The sequence below is a fragment of the Arthrobacter sp. RIT-PI-e genome (assembly GCF_001187915.1).
Classification (GTDB): Bacteria; Actinomycetota; Actinomycetes; order Actinomycetales; family Micrococcaceae; genus Arthrobacter_D.
Genome location: NZ_LGIU01000083.1, coordinates 1 through 20,077 on the forward strand (window position 1 = coordinate 1; position 20,077 = coordinate 20,077).

Annotated in this window: 20 protein-coding genes; 8 read left to right on the forward strand and 12 right to left on the reverse strand. The window is 70.3% G+C overall.

Translation table 11 applies throughout. From position 1 onward, the window contains the following. Positions 1–154: 154 nt before the first annotated feature. Both AC792_RS17345 and AC792_RS11635 read right to left on the reverse strand, forming a co-directional pair. Positions 155–1,327, reverse strand: a complete 1,173-nt coding sequence (locus AC792_RS17345; protein WP_049830679.1) for a hypothetical protein — start codon at positions 1,325–1,327, stop codon at positions 155–157. Then, a complete protein-coding gene (locus tag AC792_RS11635) occupies positions 1,324–1,632 on the reverse strand; it encodes a hypothetical protein (protein ID WP_049830680.1) in 309 nt (102 codons plus the stop codon). Before AC792_RS11635 ends, AC792_RS17345 begins: the two co-directional genes overlap by 4 nt. A 125-nt stretch (positions 1,633–1,757) precedes the next feature. Here AC792_RS11635 and purB point away from each other — a divergent pair, with 125 nt between their 5' ends. Both purB and AC792_RS11645 read left to right on the forward strand, forming a co-directional pair. After that, positions 1,758–3,185 carry an adenylosuccinate lyase gene (purB, locus tag AC792_RS11640; protein WP_049830681.1) on the forward strand — a complete coding sequence of 476 codons (1,428 nt, stop codon included), beginning with the start codon at positions 1,758–1,760 and terminating at the stop codon, positions 3,183–3,185. Between the two features lie 54 nt (positions 3,186–3,239). After that, complete coding sequence (locus tag AC792_RS11645) at positions 3,240–4,082, forward strand: endonuclease/exonuclease/phosphatase family protein (RefSeq protein WP_049830682.1); 843 nt, start codon at positions 3,240–3,242, stop codon at positions 4,080–4,082. Positions 4,083–4,090: 8 nt separating this feature from the next. Here AC792_RS11645 and AC792_RS11650 read toward each other — a convergent pair whose 3' ends face one another. From AC792_RS11650 to AC792_RS11685, 8 genes are all read right to left on the reverse strand, one after another. After that, a complete protein-coding gene (locus tag AC792_RS11650) occupies positions 4,091–4,639 on the reverse strand; it encodes a 2'-5' RNA ligase family protein (RefSeq protein ID WP_049830683.1) in 549 nt (182 codons plus the stop codon). 51 nt (positions 4,640–4,690) lie between these two features. After that, positions 4,691–5,608 (reverse strand): FHA domain-containing protein, encoded by a 918-nt coding sequence (locus AC792_RS11655; RefSeq protein ID WP_049830684.1) that lies wholly within the window; start codon positions 5,606–5,608, stop codon positions 4,691–4,693. Positions 5,609–5,621: 13 nt separating this feature from the next. After that, positions 5,622–5,870, reverse strand: coding sequence for a hypothetical protein (locus AC792_RS11660; RefSeq protein ID WP_049830685.1), 249 nt, complete (start codon positions 5,868–5,870; stop codon positions 5,622–5,624). 124 nt (positions 5,871–5,994) lie between these two features. Continuing rightward, positions 5,995–6,978, reverse strand: a complete 984-nt coding sequence (locus AC792_RS11665) for an aldo/keto reductase (protein ID WP_049830686.1) — start codon at positions 6,976–6,978, stop codon at positions 5,995–5,997. 9 nt (positions 6,979–6,987) lie between these two features. After that, the gene (locus tag AC792_RS11670) at positions 6,988–8,568 is read right to left on the reverse strand and encodes a cryptochrome/photolyase family protein (RefSeq protein WP_082177693.1); all 1,581 of its coding nucleotides are present in this window, start codon (positions 8,566–8,568) and stop codon (positions 6,988–6,990) included. 105 nt (positions 8,569–8,673) lie between these two features. Beyond that, positions 8,674–9,342, reverse strand: a complete 669-nt coding sequence (locus AC792_RS11675) for a Pr6Pr family membrane protein (protein WP_049830687.1) — start codon at positions 9,340–9,342, stop codon at positions 8,674–8,676. Next, entirely contained in the window at positions 9,339–9,758 is a 420-nt protein-coding gene (gene mscL, locus AC792_RS11680) for a large conductance mechanosensitive channel protein MscL (protein WP_049830688.1), read from the reverse strand. Before mscL ends, AC792_RS11675 begins: the two co-directional genes overlap by 4 nt. Before the next feature lie 98 nt (positions 9,759–9,856). Continuing rightward, positions 9,857–10,393: a TetR/AcrR family transcriptional regulator gene (locus AC792_RS11685; protein WP_049830696.1), complete on the reverse strand. Its 537-nt coding sequence runs from the start codon at positions 10,391–10,393 to the stop codon at positions 9,857–9,859. A gap of 91 nt (positions 10,394–10,484) precedes the next feature. Between AC792_RS11685 and AC792_RS11690 the strand changes: the two genes are divergently transcribed. The 5 genes from AC792_RS11690 (at position 10,485) to AC792_RS11710 (ending at position 16,631) form a co-directional block, all read left to right on the forward strand. Beyond that, complete coding sequence (locus AC792_RS11690) at positions 10,485–12,062, forward strand: MFS transporter (protein WP_049830689.1); 1,578 nt, start codon at positions 10,485–10,487, stop codon at positions 12,060–12,062. 358 nt (positions 12,063–12,420) lie between these two features. After that, positions 12,421–13,734 carry an ABC transporter substrate-binding protein gene (locus AC792_RS11695; RefSeq protein ID WP_049830690.1) on the forward strand — a complete coding sequence of 438 codons (1,314 nt, stop codon included), beginning with the start codon at positions 12,421–12,423 and terminating at the stop codon, positions 13,732–13,734. Positions 13,735–13,816: 82 nt separating this feature from the next. Then, positions 13,817–14,689 carry a carbohydrate ABC transporter permease gene (locus AC792_RS11700; protein WP_082177695.1) on the forward strand — a complete coding sequence of 291 codons (873 nt, stop codon included), beginning with the start codon at positions 13,817–13,819 and terminating at the stop codon, positions 14,687–14,689. Next, positions 14,686–15,576: a carbohydrate ABC transporter permease gene (locus AC792_RS11705; RefSeq protein WP_049830692.1), complete on the forward strand. Its 891-nt coding sequence runs from the start codon at positions 14,686–14,688 to the stop codon at positions 15,574–15,576. The genes AC792_RS11700 and AC792_RS11705 overlap by 4 nt, the downstream gene beginning before the upstream one ends. Continuing rightward, positions 15,573–16,631: an SDR family oxidoreductase gene (locus tag AC792_RS11710; RefSeq protein ID WP_049830693.1), complete on the forward strand. Its 1,059-nt coding sequence runs from the start codon at positions 15,573–15,575 to the stop codon at positions 16,629–16,631. The genes AC792_RS11705 and AC792_RS11710 overlap by 4 nt, the downstream gene beginning before the upstream one ends. A gap of 47 nt (positions 16,632–16,678) precedes the next feature. On the opposite strand, the gene AC792_RS11715 is transcribed toward AC792_RS11710, so the two are convergent. Continuing rightward, positions 16,679–17,353: a ThuA domain-containing protein gene (locus tag AC792_RS11715; RefSeq protein ID WP_049830694.1), complete on the reverse strand. Its 675-nt coding sequence runs from the start codon at positions 17,351–17,353 to the stop codon at positions 16,679–16,681. Positions 17,354–17,472: 119 nt separating this feature from the next. On the opposite strand from AC792_RS11715, the gene AC792_RS11720 reads away from it, so the two are divergent. Next, a complete protein-coding gene (locus AC792_RS11720) occupies positions 17,473–19,083 on the forward strand; it encodes a peptide chain release factor 3 (protein WP_235436677.1) in 1,611 nt (536 codons plus the stop codon). A 24-nt stretch (positions 19,084–19,107) separates the two neighbouring features. Here the strand turns inward: AC792_RS11720 and AC792_RS11725 are convergent, their stop codons facing one another. Next, positions 19,108–19,878 (reverse strand): TPM domain-containing protein, encoded by a 771-nt coding sequence (locus AC792_RS11725; protein ID WP_049830695.1) that lies wholly within the window; start codon positions 19,876–19,878, stop codon positions 19,108–19,110. Positions 19,879–20,077 lie beyond the last annotated feature (199 nt).

Here is a 20,077-nt window from a genome sequence, read left to right on the forward strand (position 1 = left end):
CCCGCCGGGGCGATCCACAGGGGCATCATCGATCGACGTCATGGCCATAGCCTAGACCCGCGCCGGAGCGGATCCGGTCCGGGCGCCGCCCCGCGCACCGGTACCGCTCCGGGCGTGCGGAGGGTGGTGAAGGATGAGCGGCGGGCCCCCCCGGTCACCCCGGCCGCCGCGCGGAGGGGCGCGGGCGCGGCGGGGCGGGGGCTGCGCGCGCGTCGGCCCGCCGGGCCCCCTCCCCGGGGGTCTCCAGCTTGGGGGCCGGGCCGAGGCCCCACGGCTCCCGTGAGCCGTCGTCCCGTTCCCCGAGCTCGGGGACGGGATTGCCGAGCGTCACCGTGGTGCGGTGCCGCCCGTCCTGGTTCGCCACCCCGTCCAGGGCGGGGACGACGTCCAGGCGGTGCTCGAGGTGCAGGTACTCGGTGGCCCCCGCGCCGTGCCATCCCGTGGGGGACCCCGCGGTGAGGACCAGCCGGACGTTGTAGCTCCCCCCGAGTGCCTCCGGCCCCGCCAGGTTCACGGCGTGGAGCCCTCCCTGGCTGTACCCCACGAGGATCAGCGGATCACCGGGGGCGGCTCCCGATCGCTCGACGGCCTCCCCCACCGCGGCCGCCACGTACCGGCTGTCCTCGGAGACCGCCTCGGCGATCCCCCCGACGTCGAAGGGATTGCTGCCGCGGACGCCGTCCGCGGTGGCGGACTGGGTCCCGGGGATCACCACGATGTGCACCGGCGCCTCCTCCGTCCCCGCCCGCAGCACCTCGATGGTGCCCGGAGGGTCCGACCCCAGGGCGATCACCCGGTCGATCATCCCCTCCACCGTGCCGTCGAAGGTGACCTCGTTCCCCTCCTCCCGGCTCGTCACGGCGATGGGACCCGCGACCAGGGCGCCCTGGCCCACCGCGGCGCGGGCCACGAAGGCGGCCAGCAGGGCATTCCGGCCCCGGGCGCCGTCCCCGGCGAGCCCGGCCGCGGCCCCCGCCATCCGGTAGACGCGCAGGCCTGCCCGCAGGCGGTTCCCGGCGTCGGACAGTGTGCCGGCGTTCCGCAGTGCACCGGCCCGGGCATCGTCGAGGAACGCGAGCGCCCAGGGGTGATGGGGGCCGGCGACCCCGCCGTCCGGGCCGAGCAGGGGACTGTGCAGGGTGAGCCGTCCGACGTCGTCCCGGAGGTGCCCGAGGGCCAGTGCGATCTCGTCCGCATCGACGGCGAGCATCGCGAGCACCCCTGCCGCCTCCTCGAGCTCCTCCCACTGGAACCTGATCCCGCCCACACCACCGCGGACGGACAGCGGTCCGTCGTCGCCCCGTACGGGGCCGAGGCCGTCGGTCATCCCCCGGCCTGCCGCTGCAGTGCCTCCGCGTCCCGGACCAGCCGTCCGCATTCGCGCAGCTGGTCCGCCGACGACTCCAGCAGATCCACCGTGCCGGCCAGCTCCCGGCAGCGTTCCTCGAGGTAGGACGTGAAGTTCTCGCCCGCCGGCGATTCCCAGGACCGCAGGACCACCGTGAGCGCGTGGCGGCGGAGCTCCGCCAGGCGGGCGGCGTTGAAGCGCACGGCCGCCTCTTTCGCCGCGACCGCGCCGCTCACCGCCGCCCACGGTTCACAGCCGACGTCGGAGTATCCCCAGCCATCCATGCCCTGCTCCCTCTCCCGGATCGTGCCTCATACGCTAGGAGCCGGGTGTCGGGGCCCGGAACCGGTGCCCGGCTATGTGGACAGCGGTAGTGGGAGCAGGTGTCCGCTCGTGGAAGGATGGGGTCATGGTTGACTCCGCACTCCCCCGGGTTGAATTCGCCGCACTGCCGCAGGGGGAGGGCTCGCTCACGCTCGGCCCCCTCGACGGCCGCTACCGGGAGGCGGTGGCCCCCCTCGTCGACTTCCTGTCCGAGGCGGCCCTGAACCGGGACCGGGTCCACGTGGAGGTCGAGTGGCTGATCCACCTGACCCGCTCCGGCGTCCTCCCGGGCACCGCACCACTCGACGAGGACCAGGAGGCGCAGCTGCGTGCCGTGGTCACCGGGTTCGACGCCGCAGCGATCGCCGAACTGGGTGAGATCGAGAAGCAGACGGTGCACGACGTCAAGGCCGTGGAGTACTTCATCGGCCGGCGCCTGGAGGGCATCGGGATCGGGCGGCTGAAGCCCCTCGTCCACTTCGGGTGCACGTCCGAGGACATCAACAACCTCTCCTACGCGCTCGGGATCAAGGACGCCGTGCTGCGGACCTGGTTGCCCGCCGCCCGCGGACTCGTGGCCTCCATCGAGGACCTCGCCCGGTCGGCGCGGGAGACCCCGATGCTCTCACGCACGCACGGGCAGCCCGCCACGCCCACCACGCTGGGCAAGGAGATGGCCGTCGTCGCCCACCGGTTGCGGCGCCAGCTCACCCGGATCGCCGCCACCGAGTTCCTCGGCAAGATCAACGGGGCCACCGGCACCTACGCCGCGCACTACGCCTCCGTCCCGGGCGCGGACTGGCAGCAGGTCTCGCGCTCCTTCGTGGAGGGCCTCGGCCTGACCTGGAACCCGCTGACCACGCAGATCGAGTCGCACGACTGGCAGGCGGAGCTGTACGCGGACGTGGCCCGGTTCAACCGGATCCTGCACAACTTCTGCACCGACGTGTGGAGCTACATCTCCATCGGGTACTTCGCGCAGATCCCGGTGGCCGGCGCCACCGGGTCCTCGACCATGCCGCACAAGGTCAATCCCATCCGCTTCGAGAATGCCGAGGCCAACCTGGAGATCTCCTCCGGGCTCCTGGACGTCCTGGCCTCCACCCTCGTCACCTCCCGCTGGCAGCGCGACCTCACCGATTCGTCCAGTCAGCGCAACATCGGCGTGGCCCTCGGCCACTCGCTGCTCGCGATCTCGAACGTGGCGAAGGGCCTCGCCCGCCTCGACGTGGCCGAGGACGTCCTCGCGGCCGATCTCGACGGCAACTGGGAGGTGCTCGGCGAAGCGGTGCAGATGGTCATGCGGGCCGAGGCGATCGCCGGCGTGCCGGGCCTGGACGACCCGTACGAGCGGCTGAAGGACCTGACCCGTGGACGGCGGGTGGACGGCGAGCGGATGCGCGAGTTCGTCCGCGGCCTCGGGCTCAGCGGGGAGGCGGAGCAGCGCCTCCTGGATCTCACCCCCGCGCGGTACACGGGCATCGCCGCCCAGCTCGTGGACCACCTGGACTGACCGGCCCCGAGCCGGGCAGAGAGAACGATCCGCGGGCCGCACCCGGAAGGCGTCATGCCAGCACCAGCAGCACCCCTGATCCCACCCAGCCGCATGCTCCTGCACGTCATGAGCTTCAACATCCGGTACGACCGCGGAGCGTCCCAGCCGGGCGAGCAGGACTACTGGCCCGACAGGATCGCGCCCCTGCAGGATCTGCTCAGGCGCGAGGAACCCGCCGTCCTCGGCGTGCAGGAGGCACTCCACCACCAGCTGACGGCGGTCGAGGCGGCACTGCCCCCGCGCTTCCGGATGATCGGCACCGGCAGGGACGGCGGGAGCCGCGGCGAGTACTCGGCGGTCTTCTACGACGCGGCACGCCTGCAGCTGATCGAGTGGGACCAGTTCTGGCTCTCGGACACCCCTCGGACGATCGGGTCGGCCACCTGGGGCAACGGGGTACCCCGGATCGTCACCTGGGGTCGCTTCCACGATGCGGTGTCGGGGCGGGAGGTGCTGGTGCTGAACACGCACTTCGACCACGAGTCGAGCTCCGCGCGGCTGCGCAGTGCCGCGGCGGTGCTCGACCTGGTCCGGGTCTTCCACCCGCGCCTGCCCACCGTGGTGCTGGGTGACTTCAACGCCGACGCCGCCACCTGCCCCGCCCACGCGAGCCTCGTCGGGTCCGGCGCGCTGCAGGACGCCTGGACGACGGCGGCGGAGCACCTGACGCCGGACTTCGGGACCTTCCCGCGCTACGGGACACCGGTGGAGGGCGGACGCCGGATCGACTGGATCCTGACCTCCCCGGACGTCGCCGTGCGGAAGGTCGCGGTGAACACTGCCACGCTGCACAGCAGGTGGGCGAGCGACCATGCGCCGGTGCAGGCCCTCGTGGAGATCCCACCCGCCCACTGACATGGGGCTCAGTCGGCTCCGGGCCGGTCGATCCCGCCGCCTCCGAGCAGCACCAGGCGTTTCTCCCGGGCGTCCCAGCGCCGCGTGACACCTGCGGTCAGCCCCTCCGCGGGGCGGCCCCGCAGCACCCCGAGGGCTGCGGCGAGCTGCTCCGCCGTGAGCCCGTGGGAGAGGGTGATGTGCGGTGTCCACGCACCGGGCACGGTGGTGGGGACGGGATCGGCGATCCCCTCGAGGGCGCGCCAGATGCTCCGGTGCGCCTCGATCAGCGGGTCGTCCGCCACCACCTGACGCGCCAGGACGAACTTGCGGCGGGTCGGGAAGACGAGGAACCCCGCCGTCGTCAGCGTGAGCTCCGCAGCTCCCGTGGCGGCCGCGAGGGCGTCGTCGTACGTGTCGTCGATGCGCGTGGCAGCGGCGAGCGTGATGTGCGGGGCGTTGCTGAAGGACTGGTGCTGCGACTGGTTGGGCAGCCCCTCGGCCTCCAGCGCCGCCCAGTCCTCGAGCAGGAACCCGTGCGACGCCGGGCCCAGCAGCAGTTCGATGCTATCGGCCATCAGGGACCCCCCGGGGTCGGCGTACCACCGGGATGTGGTCCCCGGAAGGTGTCAGCGCGGCGGACGACGGAAGTCACCCAGCCCGTCCGAGCCGTCCACCTCGGTGTCCCCGGTGTGCGGGTTGCGCTGTGGTCGCTGGTGGGAGAACTCCCCGCCGTTGCGCCCGCCGAAGGGCCTGCCGTGATCGGCGTACTCCTCACGGAAGAAGGCCAGCGCCCACTGCCCGAACTGGATCCGCGCGCCGGTGCGCAGCACGCTCTCACCGGAGCTGTTGACGCTCCCCGTGACGGGTCCGTGCGGTACCAGCACGTACTCGTCGTCCTCGGTGTGGAGCACCTCGGCGTGGAGCGCCAGGAGACCCGGAAGCCGGAGCATCGAGTCCTCTCCGCTGCCGATCGTGGTGCGTTCGCCCGCGAGTTGGAACTCCTGCGGCACCTGCCCGTCCCACTGCCGGGAGTTCTGCACGAAGATCAGGCGCGGCCGACCACTTCCGCGCGTGTAGTGCGTGGTGGTGATGGTGCGCCGGATACGGCGGTTGACCGTCGGCACGAGCGGGAACGGGGTGGACGGCGGGAGGAGCGAGGGCGAGTCGCTCCTCTCGAGCACCCGCCGGCCCAGCCCGAGCAGCGGGGCGAGGGTCGCGGGGGAACCGAGCCGGATGTGCGGTGAGCGGGTGACCAGGCGCTGCACCAGGGAGGTTTCCACCCTGCCGACACTGATCAGCAATCCCTTGGGGCTGGAGACCGACACGGTCAAGCCGCGGTCCGCCAGCGCCTCTGCGACGGCGCGCACCGTCGCGAGACCGGGCAGGGCATCCCCCCGGAAGGACGCGGGATCGTCCACGAAGACGTCCACGGTGGTCCCGGCGGCCTTCACGGTCCCGGACAGGCGTGCTTCCGACGCCCCGTCCACGGCCGGTTCACCGAGTGAGAACTCGACGTCGATGTCGAGGTGGAGGGTGGGTACCATGTCGCCCGGACGATCAGCCGGCGTGGGGATCGGAACCACTGGCCGCGTTGTCACTCGTGGTGATGCGCAGCGTGCCGTCGAACTTCCAGACGGCGCGGGGGGCGTCCGGGCCGATGTCGCGGGGGACCTCGATGGTCATGTCCTGGAGCGTGTAGTTGATGGCCGCACCGCGTCCGGTGAGATAGGACCACATCTCCTCGGCGAGATCGGTCCAGTCGCGGATGGTGTGGGTCTCTGCGGCGCCTGCGGTGTTCTCGGTCATGTCGACTCCTTCATCGATGATCCGGTGTCGATCCGGACCCTCTGAGTCCGTCCTCTCCGGATGGATCACACACTAACGGAGGGGGCTGCTGCGCGGTACCCGTGCACGGGTACCACGCAACGCCTCACCACTTCGGGTGGACGGTGGCCCTGAAGCGGCGGTCGTAGATCCCGGTGACCGCGGCACTGATCCCGGCACCGACGGCGGTGGACCCGGCGGCTGCGGCGTTGGCCCGCGCCTGCTCGGGATTCCGGGCGCCGGGGATCACGGTGCTGACGCCGTCCTGCGCGATGATCCAGGCGAGGGCCGCCTGCGCGGTGGTGACACCCTCTGGGACCAGTTCGGCGAACTCGAGGGCGGCCTGGACCCCGGTCTCGTAGTCGACGCCGGAGAAGGTCTCGCCGACGTCGAACGCCTCACCGTTCCGGTTGAAGTTCCGGTGGTCGTTCTCGGCGAACGCGGTGTCCTTCGTGTACTTGCCGGAGAGCAGCCCCGAGGCCAGCGGGACGCGGGCGATGATGCCCACCCCGGCGGCCTTCGCGGCCGGGAGGACCTCGTCGAGGGGCTTGAGGCGGAAGGCGTTCAGGATGATCTGCACGGTGGCGGTGGTGCCGCGGGCGATCGCGGCGAGCGCCTCGTCGGTGCGCTCCACGCTGACGCCGTAGTTCTTGATCACGCCCTCGGCCACCAGGGTGTCGAGGGCGTCGTAGACCTCCTCCGAGCTGTAGACGGGGGTGGGCGGGCAGTGCAGCTGCACCAGGTCCAGAGCGTCGACGCCGAGGTTGGTGCGTGAGCGGTCGGTCCACTGCCGGAAGTTGGCGAGCGTGTAGTTCTCGGGGATCTGGTCCACGCGGCGGCCCATCTTGGTACCCACGAGGACGTCCAGGTTGGGGTTGTCGGCCAGGAAGGAACCGATCGTCCTCTCGCTGCGGCCGTCGCCGTAGACGTCCGCGGTGTCGAAGAAGGTCACGCCGGCCTCCGCTGCGGCGTCGAGCACGGCGACAGCGTCCCCGTCCTCGACCTCGCCCCAGTCCGCACCGAGCTGCCAGGTGCCGAGGCCCACCACGGAGACGGGACGGCCTGTTCTACCAAGGGTTCTCTGTTCCATGGTCGAAGCTTATAGGCCGTGCAGAGTGGTCTGCGTCACTGCGTCCGGGTGCTCCTCCTGCGGCGCCCGCGCCCGCGAGGGGGTACGTGCGTTCCCTGCCGGCACGCCGTCGTCCGCCCCGGCGCCCTTGCCGGGGATCCACCGCGCCGCCTCCCGCCGCAGGTCCGTGCGGCGCTCGGCCTCCATGCGGTCCAGGAGCACCACGCTCATGCGCGATCTCGGGTTGCGGGCGAAGAGGTCGCGGTGGTCCTCGACGAACTCCCAGTAGAGGGCGTCCCAGCTGAAGCGCCAGGGGCCGTCCTTGAAGTCGCTCATCTTCTTGACGTAGTTGCTGCCGCTGACGTACGGCTTGGTGGTGATCAGGTTCCCGGCCGCGTACTGGCTCATCGCGTAGACGTTGGGCACCATCACCCAGTCGTAGGCGTCGATGAACATCTCCATGAACCACGCGTAGACGGCATCCGGGGCGGCCCGCATCAGCAGGGCCGCGTTCCCGCACACCATGAGGCGCTCGATGTGGTGGGCGTACGCGGTGTCGATGATGCGCGTGATCACCGAGTCCACCGGCACGAGCCCGGTGTCACCGGTCCACCACCGCTCGTCCAGCGTGCCGGTGAGACCGAGCGTGTTGCCGGTGCGCATCTCGACCCCGCGCAGCACGTAGGACGCACGCATGTACTCGCGCCACCCGATCACCTGCCGGACGAACCCCTCCACGCTCGCGATCGGCGTGCCGTGACGTCCGGCGAACTCCAGCGCCAGGTCCACCACCTCGGCGGGGCCGAGGAGCCCGGAGTTCATGCTGGAGCTCAGGGCGGAGTGGAACAGGGAGGGCTTCCCCTCGGCGATGGCGTCCTCGTAGGGCCCGAAGAGCTCGAAGCGTTCCGCGAGGAACACCTCGAGGGCGTCCGAGGCCTGCCCGTGCGTGACCGGCCAGTTGAAGGTCTCCGCGGTGCCGGGGTTGTCGGGGAACGCGTCCTGCACCCAGGCGATGGCGTCCTCCACCTCCGGGAGCCGTTCGAACCGCGGCATCTCCGGGAGCTCGATCTTCTTCGGGAGCTTCTTCCGGTTCTCCGTGTCGAAGCTCCACCTCCCGCCCTCGGGGGAACCGTCCGCCTCCACCAGGATGCCCAGACGCTTGCGCTGCCACTCGTAGAAGTTCTGCATGCGCCAGCCGGACGAGGCGAAGTAGGTGGAGAGGACGTCGCGGGAGGTGAGGAACTGCGGGCTCTCGAGGACCCGCGCCTCCACCCCGGCGTCGGCGAGCGTGCGGGTGAGCCTGCGTTCCAGCCAGTCGTCGACGACGTCGTAGTAGGTCACCGAGGTGGCCTCGCACTCACGCAACACCGCACCGAGGCTTTCCTGGCTGGGGGTCTCGGCAGAGGTCTCCACGTAGTCGGTGCCGAACCCCGCCTCGCGCACCCGCTGCGCGAAGAGCGTCATGGACGCACGATGCAGCACGAGCTTCTGCCGGTGGAACCGGAGGCTGCGGAACAGGAGATCGTCCTCGAGGAACACGAAGTGCGTGTCCGGGGAGGCCTCGAGGTGCTCCTCGAACAACTGGTGCGGCAGGACGAGTCGGACGTGCACGGAGGAATCCTTCCCGGCGGGGGCTGTTGACGGTCACGGTAGTGCCCGGCACCGACACCTGGGGAAGGGGTCCGGCACCTGCGACAGCACCTCGGCGGGCACCCGTCACCGACCGGCGGTCGGTGCCCGGGACATCACCGGCAGGCGGCTGCTGAGCACCACGAGGGCGCCGAAGAGCGCGAAGCCCGCTGCGATGCCGAGGACGTGGAGGAGCACGGAACCGTAGCCGGACGCCGGATCGAGGAACGGGTAGGGCACCCACCCGTCCGTGGCACCCCGCACCAGCACCACGAGCAGCCACACGAGCGGGTAGGCGAGGACCAGGCGGAGCACACGGAAGGAGAGGCGTGTGCGCGGGGTGAGGAGGAGCCAGTCGAGCAGCACGTACACGGGGAAACCCACGTGCAGCACCCAGTTGGCCCAGGGCAGTTCCACACCGCCGGCGAGGCCCGCGAGCAGCAGGTTGTAGACCACCCCCACCACCAGCATGAACGTGGTGGTGGCCGCCTGCAGCGGCACCAGCCACCCGGGGGCACCCACACCCCTGGACTGCAGCACTGCGGCGAGGAGCAGCACCGCGGAGGCCATGATGTTGCTCTGCATGGTGAAGTAGCCGAAGAAGTTGAACGGGTTGACCGTGGCGCGGGACGCGGTGTCGAAGAACGTCGAGATCACCGCCGTCGCCACCACGACGACGACGACGAGGCGGACGACGGCCACCGCAGAGGTCCTGCCGAGGACACCGGCGGCAACCCCACCGGGACGCCCGCTCACCGCGAGGCGTCCCTCGCCGCCAGCTCCCGCAGCAGGTCGCGCATCTCCGTGAGCAGCGCGGTATCCACCGGGATCGGCTCCTCCTCGGGTTCCTTCGAGCCCGCGAGGGCCCGGAGTCGCGCACTGGCCCGGTTCATGGGAAGCACGAAGACGAAGTACACCACGGCCGCCGTGATGAGGAAGGTCACAGCCGCCGTGATGACCGCCCCGAAGTCCACGAAGGTGGAGTCATCACCCGCACGGATGGGGAATCCCCATCCCGGCGCGTCGACGGAACCGGCCGATGCGATCACGGGCTGGACGATGTTGGAGGTGATGGCGGTCACGAGGGCGGTGAAGGCGCTCCCGATCACCACGGCGATGGCGAGCTCGATCACGTTGCCCCGCAGGATGAAGTCCTTGAAACCACTGATCATCGCTGATCCTTCTGCTCGGCGGTGCCGCTCGGTGGCACCGGTCAGGGACACTCTAGTGACCCGCGGGGCCCGCGGGCGCGTCCCCCGCGGGAGCGGGGTCAGGAACCGGCGACGATCAGGTCGACGACGTCGAGCAACTCCTCGATCTCGCGGCTGCTGGTACGCCCGGTGCCCGCGGAGGCGAAGAACGCGGCGTCGTAGTAGAGGCCGTCACCGAGGAGCTTCACCGCTCGCGCGATGGTCCGGTCCCCGAGCTGGGCCTCGAGGACGTCGAGCCAGCGCTCCTGGATGTCGGCGAGGGACGCCTTCGCGGTCGGGTGCCCCTGCTGCGCCAGCCGCGCCATGGACACCAGGGCTCGGTCCAGCGCGCTGTCCTCGAACACGGAGGTGCGGACGTAGTACCGGGCTGCGCCGTCGGGGGCCGCCGTCATGATGCCGCGATCCCGCTCGGCGAGGCTGCGGAGCCGCTCGGACAGGCCCTCCACGAGGGCCTCCTTCGACGGGAAGTGGTACAGCAGACCGCCCTTGGACACCTCCGCGGAGGCAGCCACGGCCTCCATGGTGGCCGCGCGTTCGCCGTCACGGATCAGGGCGTCCTCGAAGCTGTCGAGGATGCGCTCGCGGGAACTGGACACCCCACCATGGTACGCGTCACGTTTGTTGTACTGTACCGGCTGGACGGTATAGCCTAAGCGCATGTCCACCACATCGTCGCCCTCTGTCAGCATGTCCGAGGTGAGCCGCCGCGCCACCCGCCTCTCCCCCGAGACCCCCGAGACCCCCGGGGCCTCCGCAGGACACCGCGAATGGCTCGCCCTCGCCGTGCTGATGCTGCCGGTGCTGCTGGTCTCGGTGGACAACACGGTGCTGAGCTTCGCGCTCCCCGAGATCTCCCGCCACTTCGCCACGAGCGGCACCATGCTGCTGTGGATCGTGGACAGCTACCCGCTGGTGCTCGCGGGGCTCCTCGTTGCCATGGGGAGCTTCGGTGACCGCTTCGGCCGTCGCCGGCTGCTCATGGTCGGCGCCGCAGGATTCGCCGTCTTCTCCGTGGCGGCCGCCTTCGCACCCACCGCGGGATTCCTCCTGGCCTCCCGCGTGGGCCTCGGTGTCTTCGGCGCCATGCTCATGCCGTCCACCCTCTCGCTGATCCGCAACATCTTCACGGACCGCAACCAGCGGCGCATCGCGATCGCCGTCTGGGCAGCGGGGTTCTCCGCGGGCGCGGCCATGGGTCCGCTGCTCGGCGGACTGCTGCTCGAGCACTTCTGGTGGGGTTCGGTGTTCCTCCTGGCCGTGCCCGTCCTCGTGCTGATGCTGGCCCTGACACCGATCGTGGTGCCGGAGTCCCGCGACCCGCACCCCGGCCGGGTGGACTACCTGGGGATCGTCCTGTCCATCGGGACCATGCTGCCGGTGGTCTACGCGATCAAGAACCTCGCCAAGGGCGGACCGCTGCTGGTCTCCGCGACCGCACTGCTGATCGGGCTGGCCGCAGGTGCGGCCTTCGTGCTGCGCCAGCTGCGGCGCCCGGATCCCATGCTCGACGTCCGGCTCTTCACCATCCGGCCCTTCACCGGTGCGGTCCTGGTCAACCTGCTGGCGATCTTCTCGCTCGTCGGCTTCCTCTTCTTCGTCTCGCAGCACCTCCAGCTGGTCCTCGGGTACAGCCCGCTCGACGCCGGACTCGTCCTGCTCCCGGGCCTCGCCGTGACCATCGCTGCCGGGCTCGGCGTGGTGCCGCTCGCGCGCCGCCTGCCGGCCCACGCCGTCGTGTCCGTCTCCCTGCTGTTCTCGGCCGCGGCCTACGTCATGATCGCCCTGCTGGGCGAGGGCGGTTCCGCGGACTTCCTCATGATCGCCTTCGTGGTCCTGGGTATCGGGGTGGGCGCCTCGGAGACCGTGTCCAACGACCTCATCCTGTCCACCGTGCCCGCCGCGAAGGCCGGGGCCGCGTCCGCCGTGTCGGAGACGGCGTACGAGGTGGGTTCCGTCCTCGGGACGGCCGTGCTCGGGAGCATCCTGCTGGCCTCCTACCAGCGCAACCTGGTCCTCCCCGGGGGGCTCACCGGTGCGCAGGTCGGCGCCTCCACGGAGACGCTCGGCGGCGCCGTGGAGGTGGCCACCGGCCTGGCACCCGAGAGCGCCGCCCTGCTCCGGGACTCGGCGTTCCACGCCTTCGACAGCGGTGTCACCGTCACCTCGGGCATCGCCGCGCTGCTCATGATCGGCGCGTCGGTCCTCGCGGCGTGGTCACTGCGCGGCAAGGTGACGACGACGGCGCGTGCCTCCACCCACGACTGAGCGGGGACCCCGGCCCTCCGGGGCGCCGCGCGGCCGCCCATCGTAGCCGGTGGCCGCCGGATGTGAAGGAAGCTGCCGAGTGTCGGCGGTGGGCCCTACACTGAGGGCCTAGCGGTGGCCGGCCTTACCGAACAGCTCATGCAGCAGCATGGAGTACGGAAGCTACACCCGCTCAGGCTGTACCTGTCGCTGACCATCCGAGCTCGAAGGAAGAAACGCCATCGCACCAGCGCATGGCTGATGACCCCTGCGAGCGTTCCCGTATGGACTCTGACCGTAACCAGCAGTTTGCACGTATACGTCTCGGAGCAGGTGGTCCATCCCCGGCCTGTTCCGCTGATTCGGAAGAGGAAACATCATGCGCATCCATACACATGTCCGGAACGGCGTGGCCGCGATGGCCATCACGGCCACACTCGTGGGGCTCACCGCCTGCGGAGCGGGTTCACGCACCAACGAGGGCGCCACCGAGGTCGAGTGCGACTACACCATGCCCGAGGCGGACACCACGGTGAACGTCCTCGCCTACAACTCGTCGGCGATCGACCCGTTCACCGACACCATGGTGGCCAGCTGCACCCGTGACAACGTCACGCTGCTGCACGACCCCATCGACTTCAGCGGTCAGGTCACCAAGACCACCGCCACCCTGGCCGGGGACACCGGCACCTACGACATCATCGAGACCTACGGTTTCGCCGTTCCCGAGATCGCCTCCGCCGGCAGCATCGAACCGCTCGACGACTTCGTGACCGAGTACAGCGAGAAGTACGACCTCGACGCACTGGACGAGGGCATGCGCTCCGCGCTGTCCTACGACGGCCAGCTCTACGCCCTGCCGATGCAGGCGCAGATGTACATCATGGCCTACCGCGAGGACGTCTTCGAGGACCTGGGCCTCGAGGCCCCCACCTCCTTCGAGGACATGATCGACGCCGCCGAGGTCATCCGCGAGCAGGGCGACATCGAGTACCCGATCGCCATGCCCTGGAGCGCCACCGCCGACATCTCCACCAACTACCAGGCGGCGATGAACTCGGAGGGTGCCGACTTCATCAGCGAGGACGGCGAGGCCCAGTTCACCACGGAGGAGTCACGGACCGCCCTCGAGGGCATGAAGTCGCTCCTGCCGTACATGGATCCCCAGGTGACCACGTTCGACCAGCCGAGCGTGCAGCAGCAGATGTTCAACGGGTCCGCGGCGATGGCCGTCATGTTCTCCGGACGCATGAACGACCTCACGCTGGAGACCAACTCGGCGCTCTTCGAGGACTTCGCCTTCGCCGCCCCGCCCAAGGTCGGCGCGGAGTCCCCCTACCTGTTCAGCCGCCTCTCCGTGGACGGCTGGGCGATCCCCGCGAACACGCAGCTCGACAAGGACATGCTCTTCCAGATGATGGCCTCGGCCGTCGGCGAGGACGCCTCCACGGCGGCGGTCCCCGCGGCGTACCCCGCACGTGAGGGCATCGTCACCGATGACAGCTCGCGGTACGCGGTCGCCGCGAACAACACCATCGCCGAGACCATGCCCGCGCCGAACCACCCGGCCAGCGCAGCGGTGACCAACGCCATCCGCCCCGTCCTGGTGCAGGTCCTCCTGGGCCAGACCGACGTCGATGCCGGTATGCAGCAGATGCAGGACCTGGCCGACGCGGCCATCGACGGTCTCTGACCCCACGCGAACGACCGCCGGACCGGTACGTGCGGTCCGGCGGTCGTTCCCGCGCACCTGAATCCTTCGTGAGGAGAGAACGATGAGAAGACGCGAATTCTGGATGCTGATCGGCCCCAGCGTGCTCGTGATGTTCGGCCTGCTCGTCGTGCCGCTCATCCGCACCGTCCAATGGAGTTTCCAGCAGGTCAGCTACGGCACCCCGGGCACCTTCGTGGGGCTCTCCAACTACACCCAGGCGCTGACCGACCCGCGATTCGGCCGCGCCGTGTTCTTCACCGTGTTCCTCACGCTCGTGGTCACGGCCATCATGCTGGTGGTCGGCTACCTCGTGGCCATCGGCGTCAACAACCTCACCAGGCTGCGCCCGTACATCCTCGGGGCGATGCTCGTCGCCTACGTGCTCCCCGGTGTGGTGGGCGCCGTCTCCTTCTCCTGGCTCTTCGACCAGAACTTCGGCGGGGTGCTGAACCTGCTCATCGAGAGGCTGACGGGGCAGAGCTTCCTGTGGTTCACGGACACCTGGCCCAACCGGGTCATGGTGGTGGCCCACACGGTGTGGCACCTGCTGCCCTTCGCGGTGCTCATGATCCTCGCGGGCGTGCAGGGCGTGCCCAACGAGTTGCGGGAGGCCGCCAGGATCGACGGCGCCAACTCCTGGAAGATGCACGTGTACGTCATCATCCCCACCATGCGCGGCATCATCGGGTTCGTCTGCCTGATCACCATCATGGACGTGCTGCGGACCTTCGACAGCCTGATCCCGCTCTCGCCCCAGGCGGACGCGATCGGCAACGAGTCCATCATGTTCTACGTCTTCGACACGGCGTTCCGTGACGGGTCGCAGCAGCTCGGTCTCGGCAGTGCCGTGAACGTCCTCTCGATCATCCTCATCCTGATCTGCCTGTTCCCCTTCATCCGGGACCTCCTGAAGGAAGCGAAGGCCAAAGCATGATCCCCAACACCGCGACCGCACCCACCGCGAAGGCCTCGTCCGTCGTCTCGCCCCCGCGCAAGCGCCGTCGGCCCACGGGGAAGCGGACCTCCGCCGTCCTTCTGATCCTCCTGGCCCTCGTCATGCTGGCCCCCTTCGTGTGGACGGGGCTCTCGGTCACCAAACCCACCAACGTCGCCTTCGCCAACCCCCCGGTGGTCAGCGGCTACACGCCCACCCTGGAGGCGTTCAGGAACCTGTGGGAGACCACGTACTTCGCCCGGTACCTCGGCAACACGGCGATCGTCGCCCTCATCTCCACGGTGGTGGCGCTGCTCATCGGTATCCCGGCCGCCTACGCGCTGTCCCGTTTCCCCGGCTGGGTCTCGGCGGTGCTGCTGCTGCTGGCTCTGATCTTCCGCTCGCTCCCGCGGTTCTCCGTGGTGCTGCCCATGTACGAGATCAGCCGCTCGCTGGGGATCTACGACACGAACTTCGCCCTCGCGGCGGCGCTCGTGGCCATCAACCAGCCGTTCACCATCTGGCTGCTGCGCAACTTCTTCGCGGACATCCCCAAGGAGCTCGACGAGGCGGCCATGATCGACGGGTGCACGAGGGTGAGCCTGCTCTGGCGGATCATGATCCCGCTGATGCGCCCGGGGATCCTCACGGCCGGGGTGTTCGTGTTCCTGTTCGCCTTCCAGGAGTACCTGACCGCCCTGGTGCTGACGGACACCACGTCCAAGACCGTGCCGGTGTTCATCACCACGCAGCTCGGACAGACGCTGCCCATGCTGCAGCAGGCCGGTGCCGCGGCCATGCTCCTGACGCTGCCGGTGATCGGCATCGCCTTCGTGGCGCAGAAGTACCTGGTGGCCGGTCTGAGCGACGGCTCGGTCAAGGGATGACCGGGGCCGTGGTCCTGGTGGCCGGCTCGGGAGGGGTGATCGGCAGCAGTGCCGTCCGCCACTTCAGCAGCCGCGGGTTCCTCACCCGCGGGGTCAGCCGCCGGACGCCGGCCTCCTCCGAGGGGTGGGAGCACCTGGCCGCCGACCTCCTGGACGCCGAGGAGGCCCGGGAATCCCTCGCACGTGCGGCCGACACCACCCGCCTGGTGTTCGCGGCGTACATCGAGGAGGCCGACCCGGTGCGGCAGATCGAGGTGAACATGGCACTGCTGCGCAACACCCTCGATGCGCTGCAGTCCTCCGGCGCGCCGCTGGAGCACGTGACCCTGTACCAGGGCATGAAGTTCTACGGGGCGCACCTCGGTGACTTCAGGACCCCCGCGAAGGAGGACGATCCGCGGCTCGTCGCCCCGAACTTCTACTACGAGCAGGAAGCACTGCTCCGCGAGCGCGCCGACCGGGACGGCTTCGCGCTGACGATCTTCCGCCCCGAGGGCGTGATGGGGCACGCCCAGGGCACCCCGATGAACCTGCTCATGGTGATCGCCGCCTACGTGGCGATCACCCGGAAGCTCGGCGTTCCCCTGCGCTTCCCCGGACCACGCCATGTCTACGACCACATCCTCTACCAGATGTCGGACGCGGACCTGCTCGCGCGCGCCACGGAGTGGGCCGCGTCCGAGCCCGCCGCGCACGGCGAGGCCTTCAACCTCACCAACGGGGACGTGATCCGCTGGCGTCATCTGTTCCAGGCCGTCGCGGAGCACTACGGCCTCGCACTCGAAGAACCCCAGCAGATGGTGCTCGACGAGCAGATGCCCTTCTACTCGTCGCTGTGGGACGAGATCGTGGCCGAGCACGGACTCGTCGCCACGTCGTGGTCCGATCTGGTGGACTGGCGGTTCGGCGACGCCATCTTCGGGTCGGACTTCGACAACGTGTCCTCGACGATCAAGGTACGGCGGGCCGGTTTCGCCGAGTGCCATGACACCATCGAGCGGACCCTGGAGCTGCTCGACGACCTCGGTCACCGCAGGATCGTCCCGCCCGCCTAGAAGGGCGGGCGAACGCGCGGCCCCCTTCCTGCGTGACGGGGTGGGCCTCAGGCTCGGCGCAGGAGCCAGGACCCCCCGCGCCGGAGGACCTCCCGGTGCACCTGCTCCGTGTACGAGGCGGCGTCATGGCCGAGCGCGTCGTAGAACGTGCGCGCACTTCCGCCCGGCATGCGTCGCTCGCGGGACCATACGAGCGGATGCAGGACGCCGTCGTGGACATGGCGCGCATGCACCAGCACGTCCTCCGCCGTGCGGAGCCGGGTGTACCGCTCGTCGTCGACCGTGAAGTCGGGGAGGCCCGCGAGCAGGGGTGCTTCGAGCAGGATCCGTGCGGGCCCGTACTCGGGGTGCATCGTGGTGCCGCGTACCCAGCGTCCGCCGAGCGCCGTCTCCCAGTCCGGGGAATCGGTGAAGCTCGTGGAACTCGAGTGCAGTGCGAGCAGGGCGCCCCCGCCGAGGTGCGCCCACCGGCGCAGCCCCTCCCGGGCCGCTGCTGTGCCGGGAGAGGACCCGCCGTCGCGCGGTGAGCCCACGTTGACCACCAGCAGCTCCGGTGGCGGACCGCTCGCCAGGGTCTCGAGGGCCGCGTCGACGTCCTCGGTGAGGTGGACGTCGATGCCCTCGGCCTCGAGGATGCCGGTCACCTCGGCGGAGGTCTCCGGGAAGGGGTGCCAGGGATCGGCGTAGCGTCCTCCGCCGCTCAGGAACAGGGCGCGTGTCATGCCTACCTCCCTCGGCCGCGGGCACGGCATGTCTCCAGGGTAATCATGGCTCCCCTGCGTTGAGCGAACAGTCCGCCGCACCGACGATCCGCCACCCCGGCATCGGGGACAATGGACGGGTGGCACTCATCGAATCCCCCGTCCTCGACACCGACGCCGTCCGCCATGAGGCCGGCCGGCGCCGAACCTTCGCCGTCATCTCCCACCCGGACGCCGGGAAGTCGACGCTCACCGAGGCGCTCGCCCTCCTGGCCCGCGCCATCCAGGACGCCGGCGTGACCCACGGCAAGTCGAGCCGTCACGCCACGGTGTCCGACTGGATGGGCATCGAGCAGGAGCGCGGCATCTCGATCAGTTCCGCCGCCCTGCAGCTGACCTACCGCGACACCGTCCTCAACGTGGTGGACACCCCGGGGCACGCCGACTTCTCCGAGGACACCTACCGGGTGCTCGCCGCCGTGGACTCCGCGGTCATGCTGATCGACGCCGCGAAGGGCTTCGAACCGCAGACCGTGAAGCTGCTGGCCGTCTGCAAGGCACGGAACATCCCCATCATCACGGTGATCAACAAGTGGGACCGCCCGGGCCTGGACGCGCTCGGCCTGATCGACGACGTCGGTGAGCGGACGGGGATGACGCCGGTGCCGCTGACCTGGCCCGCGGGGATCGCGGGGGACTTCAAGGGCCTGATCGATCTCCGGGCGTCCCGCGCGATCGCCCTCGAGGCCGTGGAGGCCGGGGCGCAGGCCGCCGCGGAGACCGAGATCGACATCGATGCGCTCGACCCGTCCGAGGCCGGGGCCTGGGAGGACGCCCGTGAGGAGTCCGGTCTCGTGGAGGCCTCGAACGGCACCTTCGACCGGGAGGAGTTCGAGGCGGCCCGCCAGACGCCCGTGCTGTTCGCCGCCGCCGCCAAGAACTTCGGCGTCTCGCAGCTCCTGGACATCCTCGTGGACGTGGCGCCCTCACCGAGCCCGCGCCCCTCGAAGGAGGACGAGCCGCGGCCGATCGACGCCCCCATGTCCGGCTTCGTGTTCAAGGTGCAGGCCGGCCAGGACAGTGCGCACCGCGACCACATCGCCTACCTGCGGATCTGCTCGGGGACGTTCGAGCGCGGCATGGTGATCACCAACCAGCGCACGGGCAAGCCCTTCGCCACCAAGTACGCCCACCGCGTCCTCGGGCGCAGCCGTGAGGTGGTGGACACCGCGTGGCCGGGCGACGTCGTGGGCCTCGTGAACGCCACGAGCCTGCGCGTGGGTGACAGCCTCTTCGCCGAGCAGGCGGTCCAGTTCCCCGACATCCCGCGCTTCTCCCCCGAGCTGTTCGCCGTGGCGCGCGCCAAGGACCCTGGGAAGTACAAGCAGTTCCGCCGCGGTATCGAGCAGCTCGAGCACGAGGGCGTGGTGCAGGTGCTCCGCTCGGACCTGCGCGGTGACCAGGCGCCGGTGCTCGCCGCCGTCGGTGCCCTGCAGTTCGAGGTGGCCGCCGAGCGGCTCGGCTCCGAGTTCAACGCGCCGACGTCGCTGGACCACCTCTCCTACACCTTGGCGATGAACGTGGCACCGGGCAGCGAGGGTGTCCCGGGGACGTTCCGGGGAGGCGAGATCATGTTCCGCTCCGACGGCGAGGTGGTCGCGGTGTTCGGGGACAAGTGGAAGGTGGGCCACTTCAAGAAGGACTACCCCGACGTGGTCCTCGAGCCGATCGGCGCGTCCGCCGACCTCTGAGGCCCGCACCGCCCGGATTCGCGGTCAGTAGCTCCCGGAGGCGCCGCCCCCGGTGAACCCGCCGCCACCGGTGAAGGACGAGCCCGACGAGCCGTCCGGGGAGCCTGCCGACGGACTCCCGGAGTAGAGCGCCGGGTTGGCCATGTACAGCGGCAGCCAGAGGGCGGGGTTCGAGACCTGGTCCTGGCCCCGCGCCCCGTAGCGGTACTTCCGGTAGGCGTCCCGCTGCTCGTCCGTGAGGTGGAACCCGGGATCGGCCTCCACCGCGGCCCGGAGCTCGTCGTCGGCCCTCCGGCGCCGCTTCCGATGGTCCGCGACGATCCACCACACCAGGCCGCCGACCACGAGCACCACGGCGCCGAGCACACCGGCCAGCAGCCCCCAGTTGAACGGCTCCCGCGCGGGCGCGTCACCCTCCGCGTAGAGGTAGACCTGGTCCACGGCCTCCTGCAACCCGGCGGCGTACTCCTCGTCCGCGAACGCCGGCTCGAGCACGTCCTCGATGATCTGCCCGGCGTCGTCGTCCGACACGCGCTCGCGCACACCGTCCGCCGTCTCGATCCGCAGCTCGCGCTCACCGGTGTTCGCGACGATCAGTACACCGTTGTCGGCGCCCTCCTCGCCCACATCCCAGGAGGACGCCACCTCCCGCGCGAAGGACTCGAGGTTCCCGCCGGCGCCGTCGATGGTCAGGACGGCCACCCGCGCGGCGTCGGTCCCGCTGTTCGCGCGGTCGATCTGCGCCGAGAGATCGGCCTCCTCCTGATCGGTCAGGACACCGGCGGCGTCGAGCACGTTCCCCTCGGCGGGAGGGTCCGGGACGGCGGGTTCACTCCCGCCCCTCCTCGGCGACGGCGACGGCGGCGTCGCCCTCGCCGGCCCGGCCGGACCGTCTCGGCCCTCTACTACCCCCGCGGGGAGGCGCCGGCCCCCCGCCGGGGCCGACCGAGGCGGCGGAGGCCCCGGGGCGGAGCCCCAGCTCCTCGACGCGTCC

What these genes read in the sequence shown, in the direction of transcription:
- AC792_RS17345 (WP_049830679.1), bottom strand. Translation starts at nt 1,327, where the DNA reads ATGACCGACGGCCTCGGCCCCGTACGGGGCGACGACGGACCGCTGTCC.
- AC792_RS11635 (WP_049830680.1), bottom strand. Translation starts at nt 1,632, where the DNA reads ATGGATGGCTGGGGATACTCCGACGTCGGCTGTGAACCGTGGGCGGCG.
- purB (WP_049830681.1), top strand. Translation starts at nt 1,758, where the DNA reads ATGGTTGACTCCGCACTCCCCCGGGTTGAATTCGCCGCACTGCCGCAG.
- AC792_RS11645 (WP_049830682.1), top strand. Translation starts at nt 3,240, where the DNA reads ATGCCAGCACCAGCAGCACCCCTGATCCCACCCAGCCGCATGCTCCTG.
- AC792_RS11650 (WP_049830683.1), bottom strand. Translation starts at nt 4,639, where the DNA reads ATGGCCGATAGCATCGAACTGCTGCTGGGCCCGGCGTCGCACGGGTTC.
- AC792_RS11655 (WP_049830684.1), bottom strand. Translation starts at nt 5,608, where the DNA reads ATGGTACCCACCCTCCACCTCGACATCGACGTCGAGTTCTCACTCGGT.
- AC792_RS11660 (WP_049830685.1), bottom strand. Translation starts at nt 5,870, where the DNA reads ATGACCGAGAACACCGCAGGCGCCGCAGAGACCCACACCATCCGCGAC.
- AC792_RS11665 (WP_049830686.1), bottom strand. Translation starts at nt 6,978, where the DNA reads ATGGAACAGAGAACCCTTGGTAGAACAGGCCGTCCCGTCTCCGTGGTG.
- mscL (WP_049830688.1), bottom strand. Translation starts at nt 9,758, where the DNA reads ATGATCAGTGGTTTCAAGGACTTCATCCTGCGGGGCAACGTGATCGAG.
- AC792_RS11690 (WP_049830689.1), top strand. Translation starts at nt 10,485, where the DNA reads ATGTCCGAGGTGAGCCGCCGCGCCACCCGCCTCTCCCCCGAGACCCCC.
- AC792_RS11695 (WP_049830690.1), top strand. Translation starts at nt 12,421, where the DNA reads ATGCGCATCCATACACATGTCCGGAACGGCGTGGCCGCGATGGCCATC.
- AC792_RS11700 (WP_082177695.1), top strand. Translation starts at nt 13,817, where the DNA reads ATGAGAAGACGCGAATTCTGGATGCTGATCGGCCCCAGCGTGCTCGTG.
- AC792_RS11705 (WP_049830692.1), top strand. Translation starts at nt 14,686, where the DNA reads ATGATCCCCAACACCGCGACCGCACCCACCGCGAAGGCCTCGTCCGTC.
- AC792_RS11710 (WP_049830693.1), top strand. Translation starts at nt 15,573, where the DNA reads ATGACCGGGGCCGTGGTCCTGGTGGCCGGCTCGGGAGGGGTGATCGGC.
- AC792_RS11715 (WP_049830694.1), bottom strand. Translation starts at nt 17,353, where the DNA reads ATGACACGCGCCCTGTTCCTGAGCGGCGGAGGACGCTACGCCGATCCC.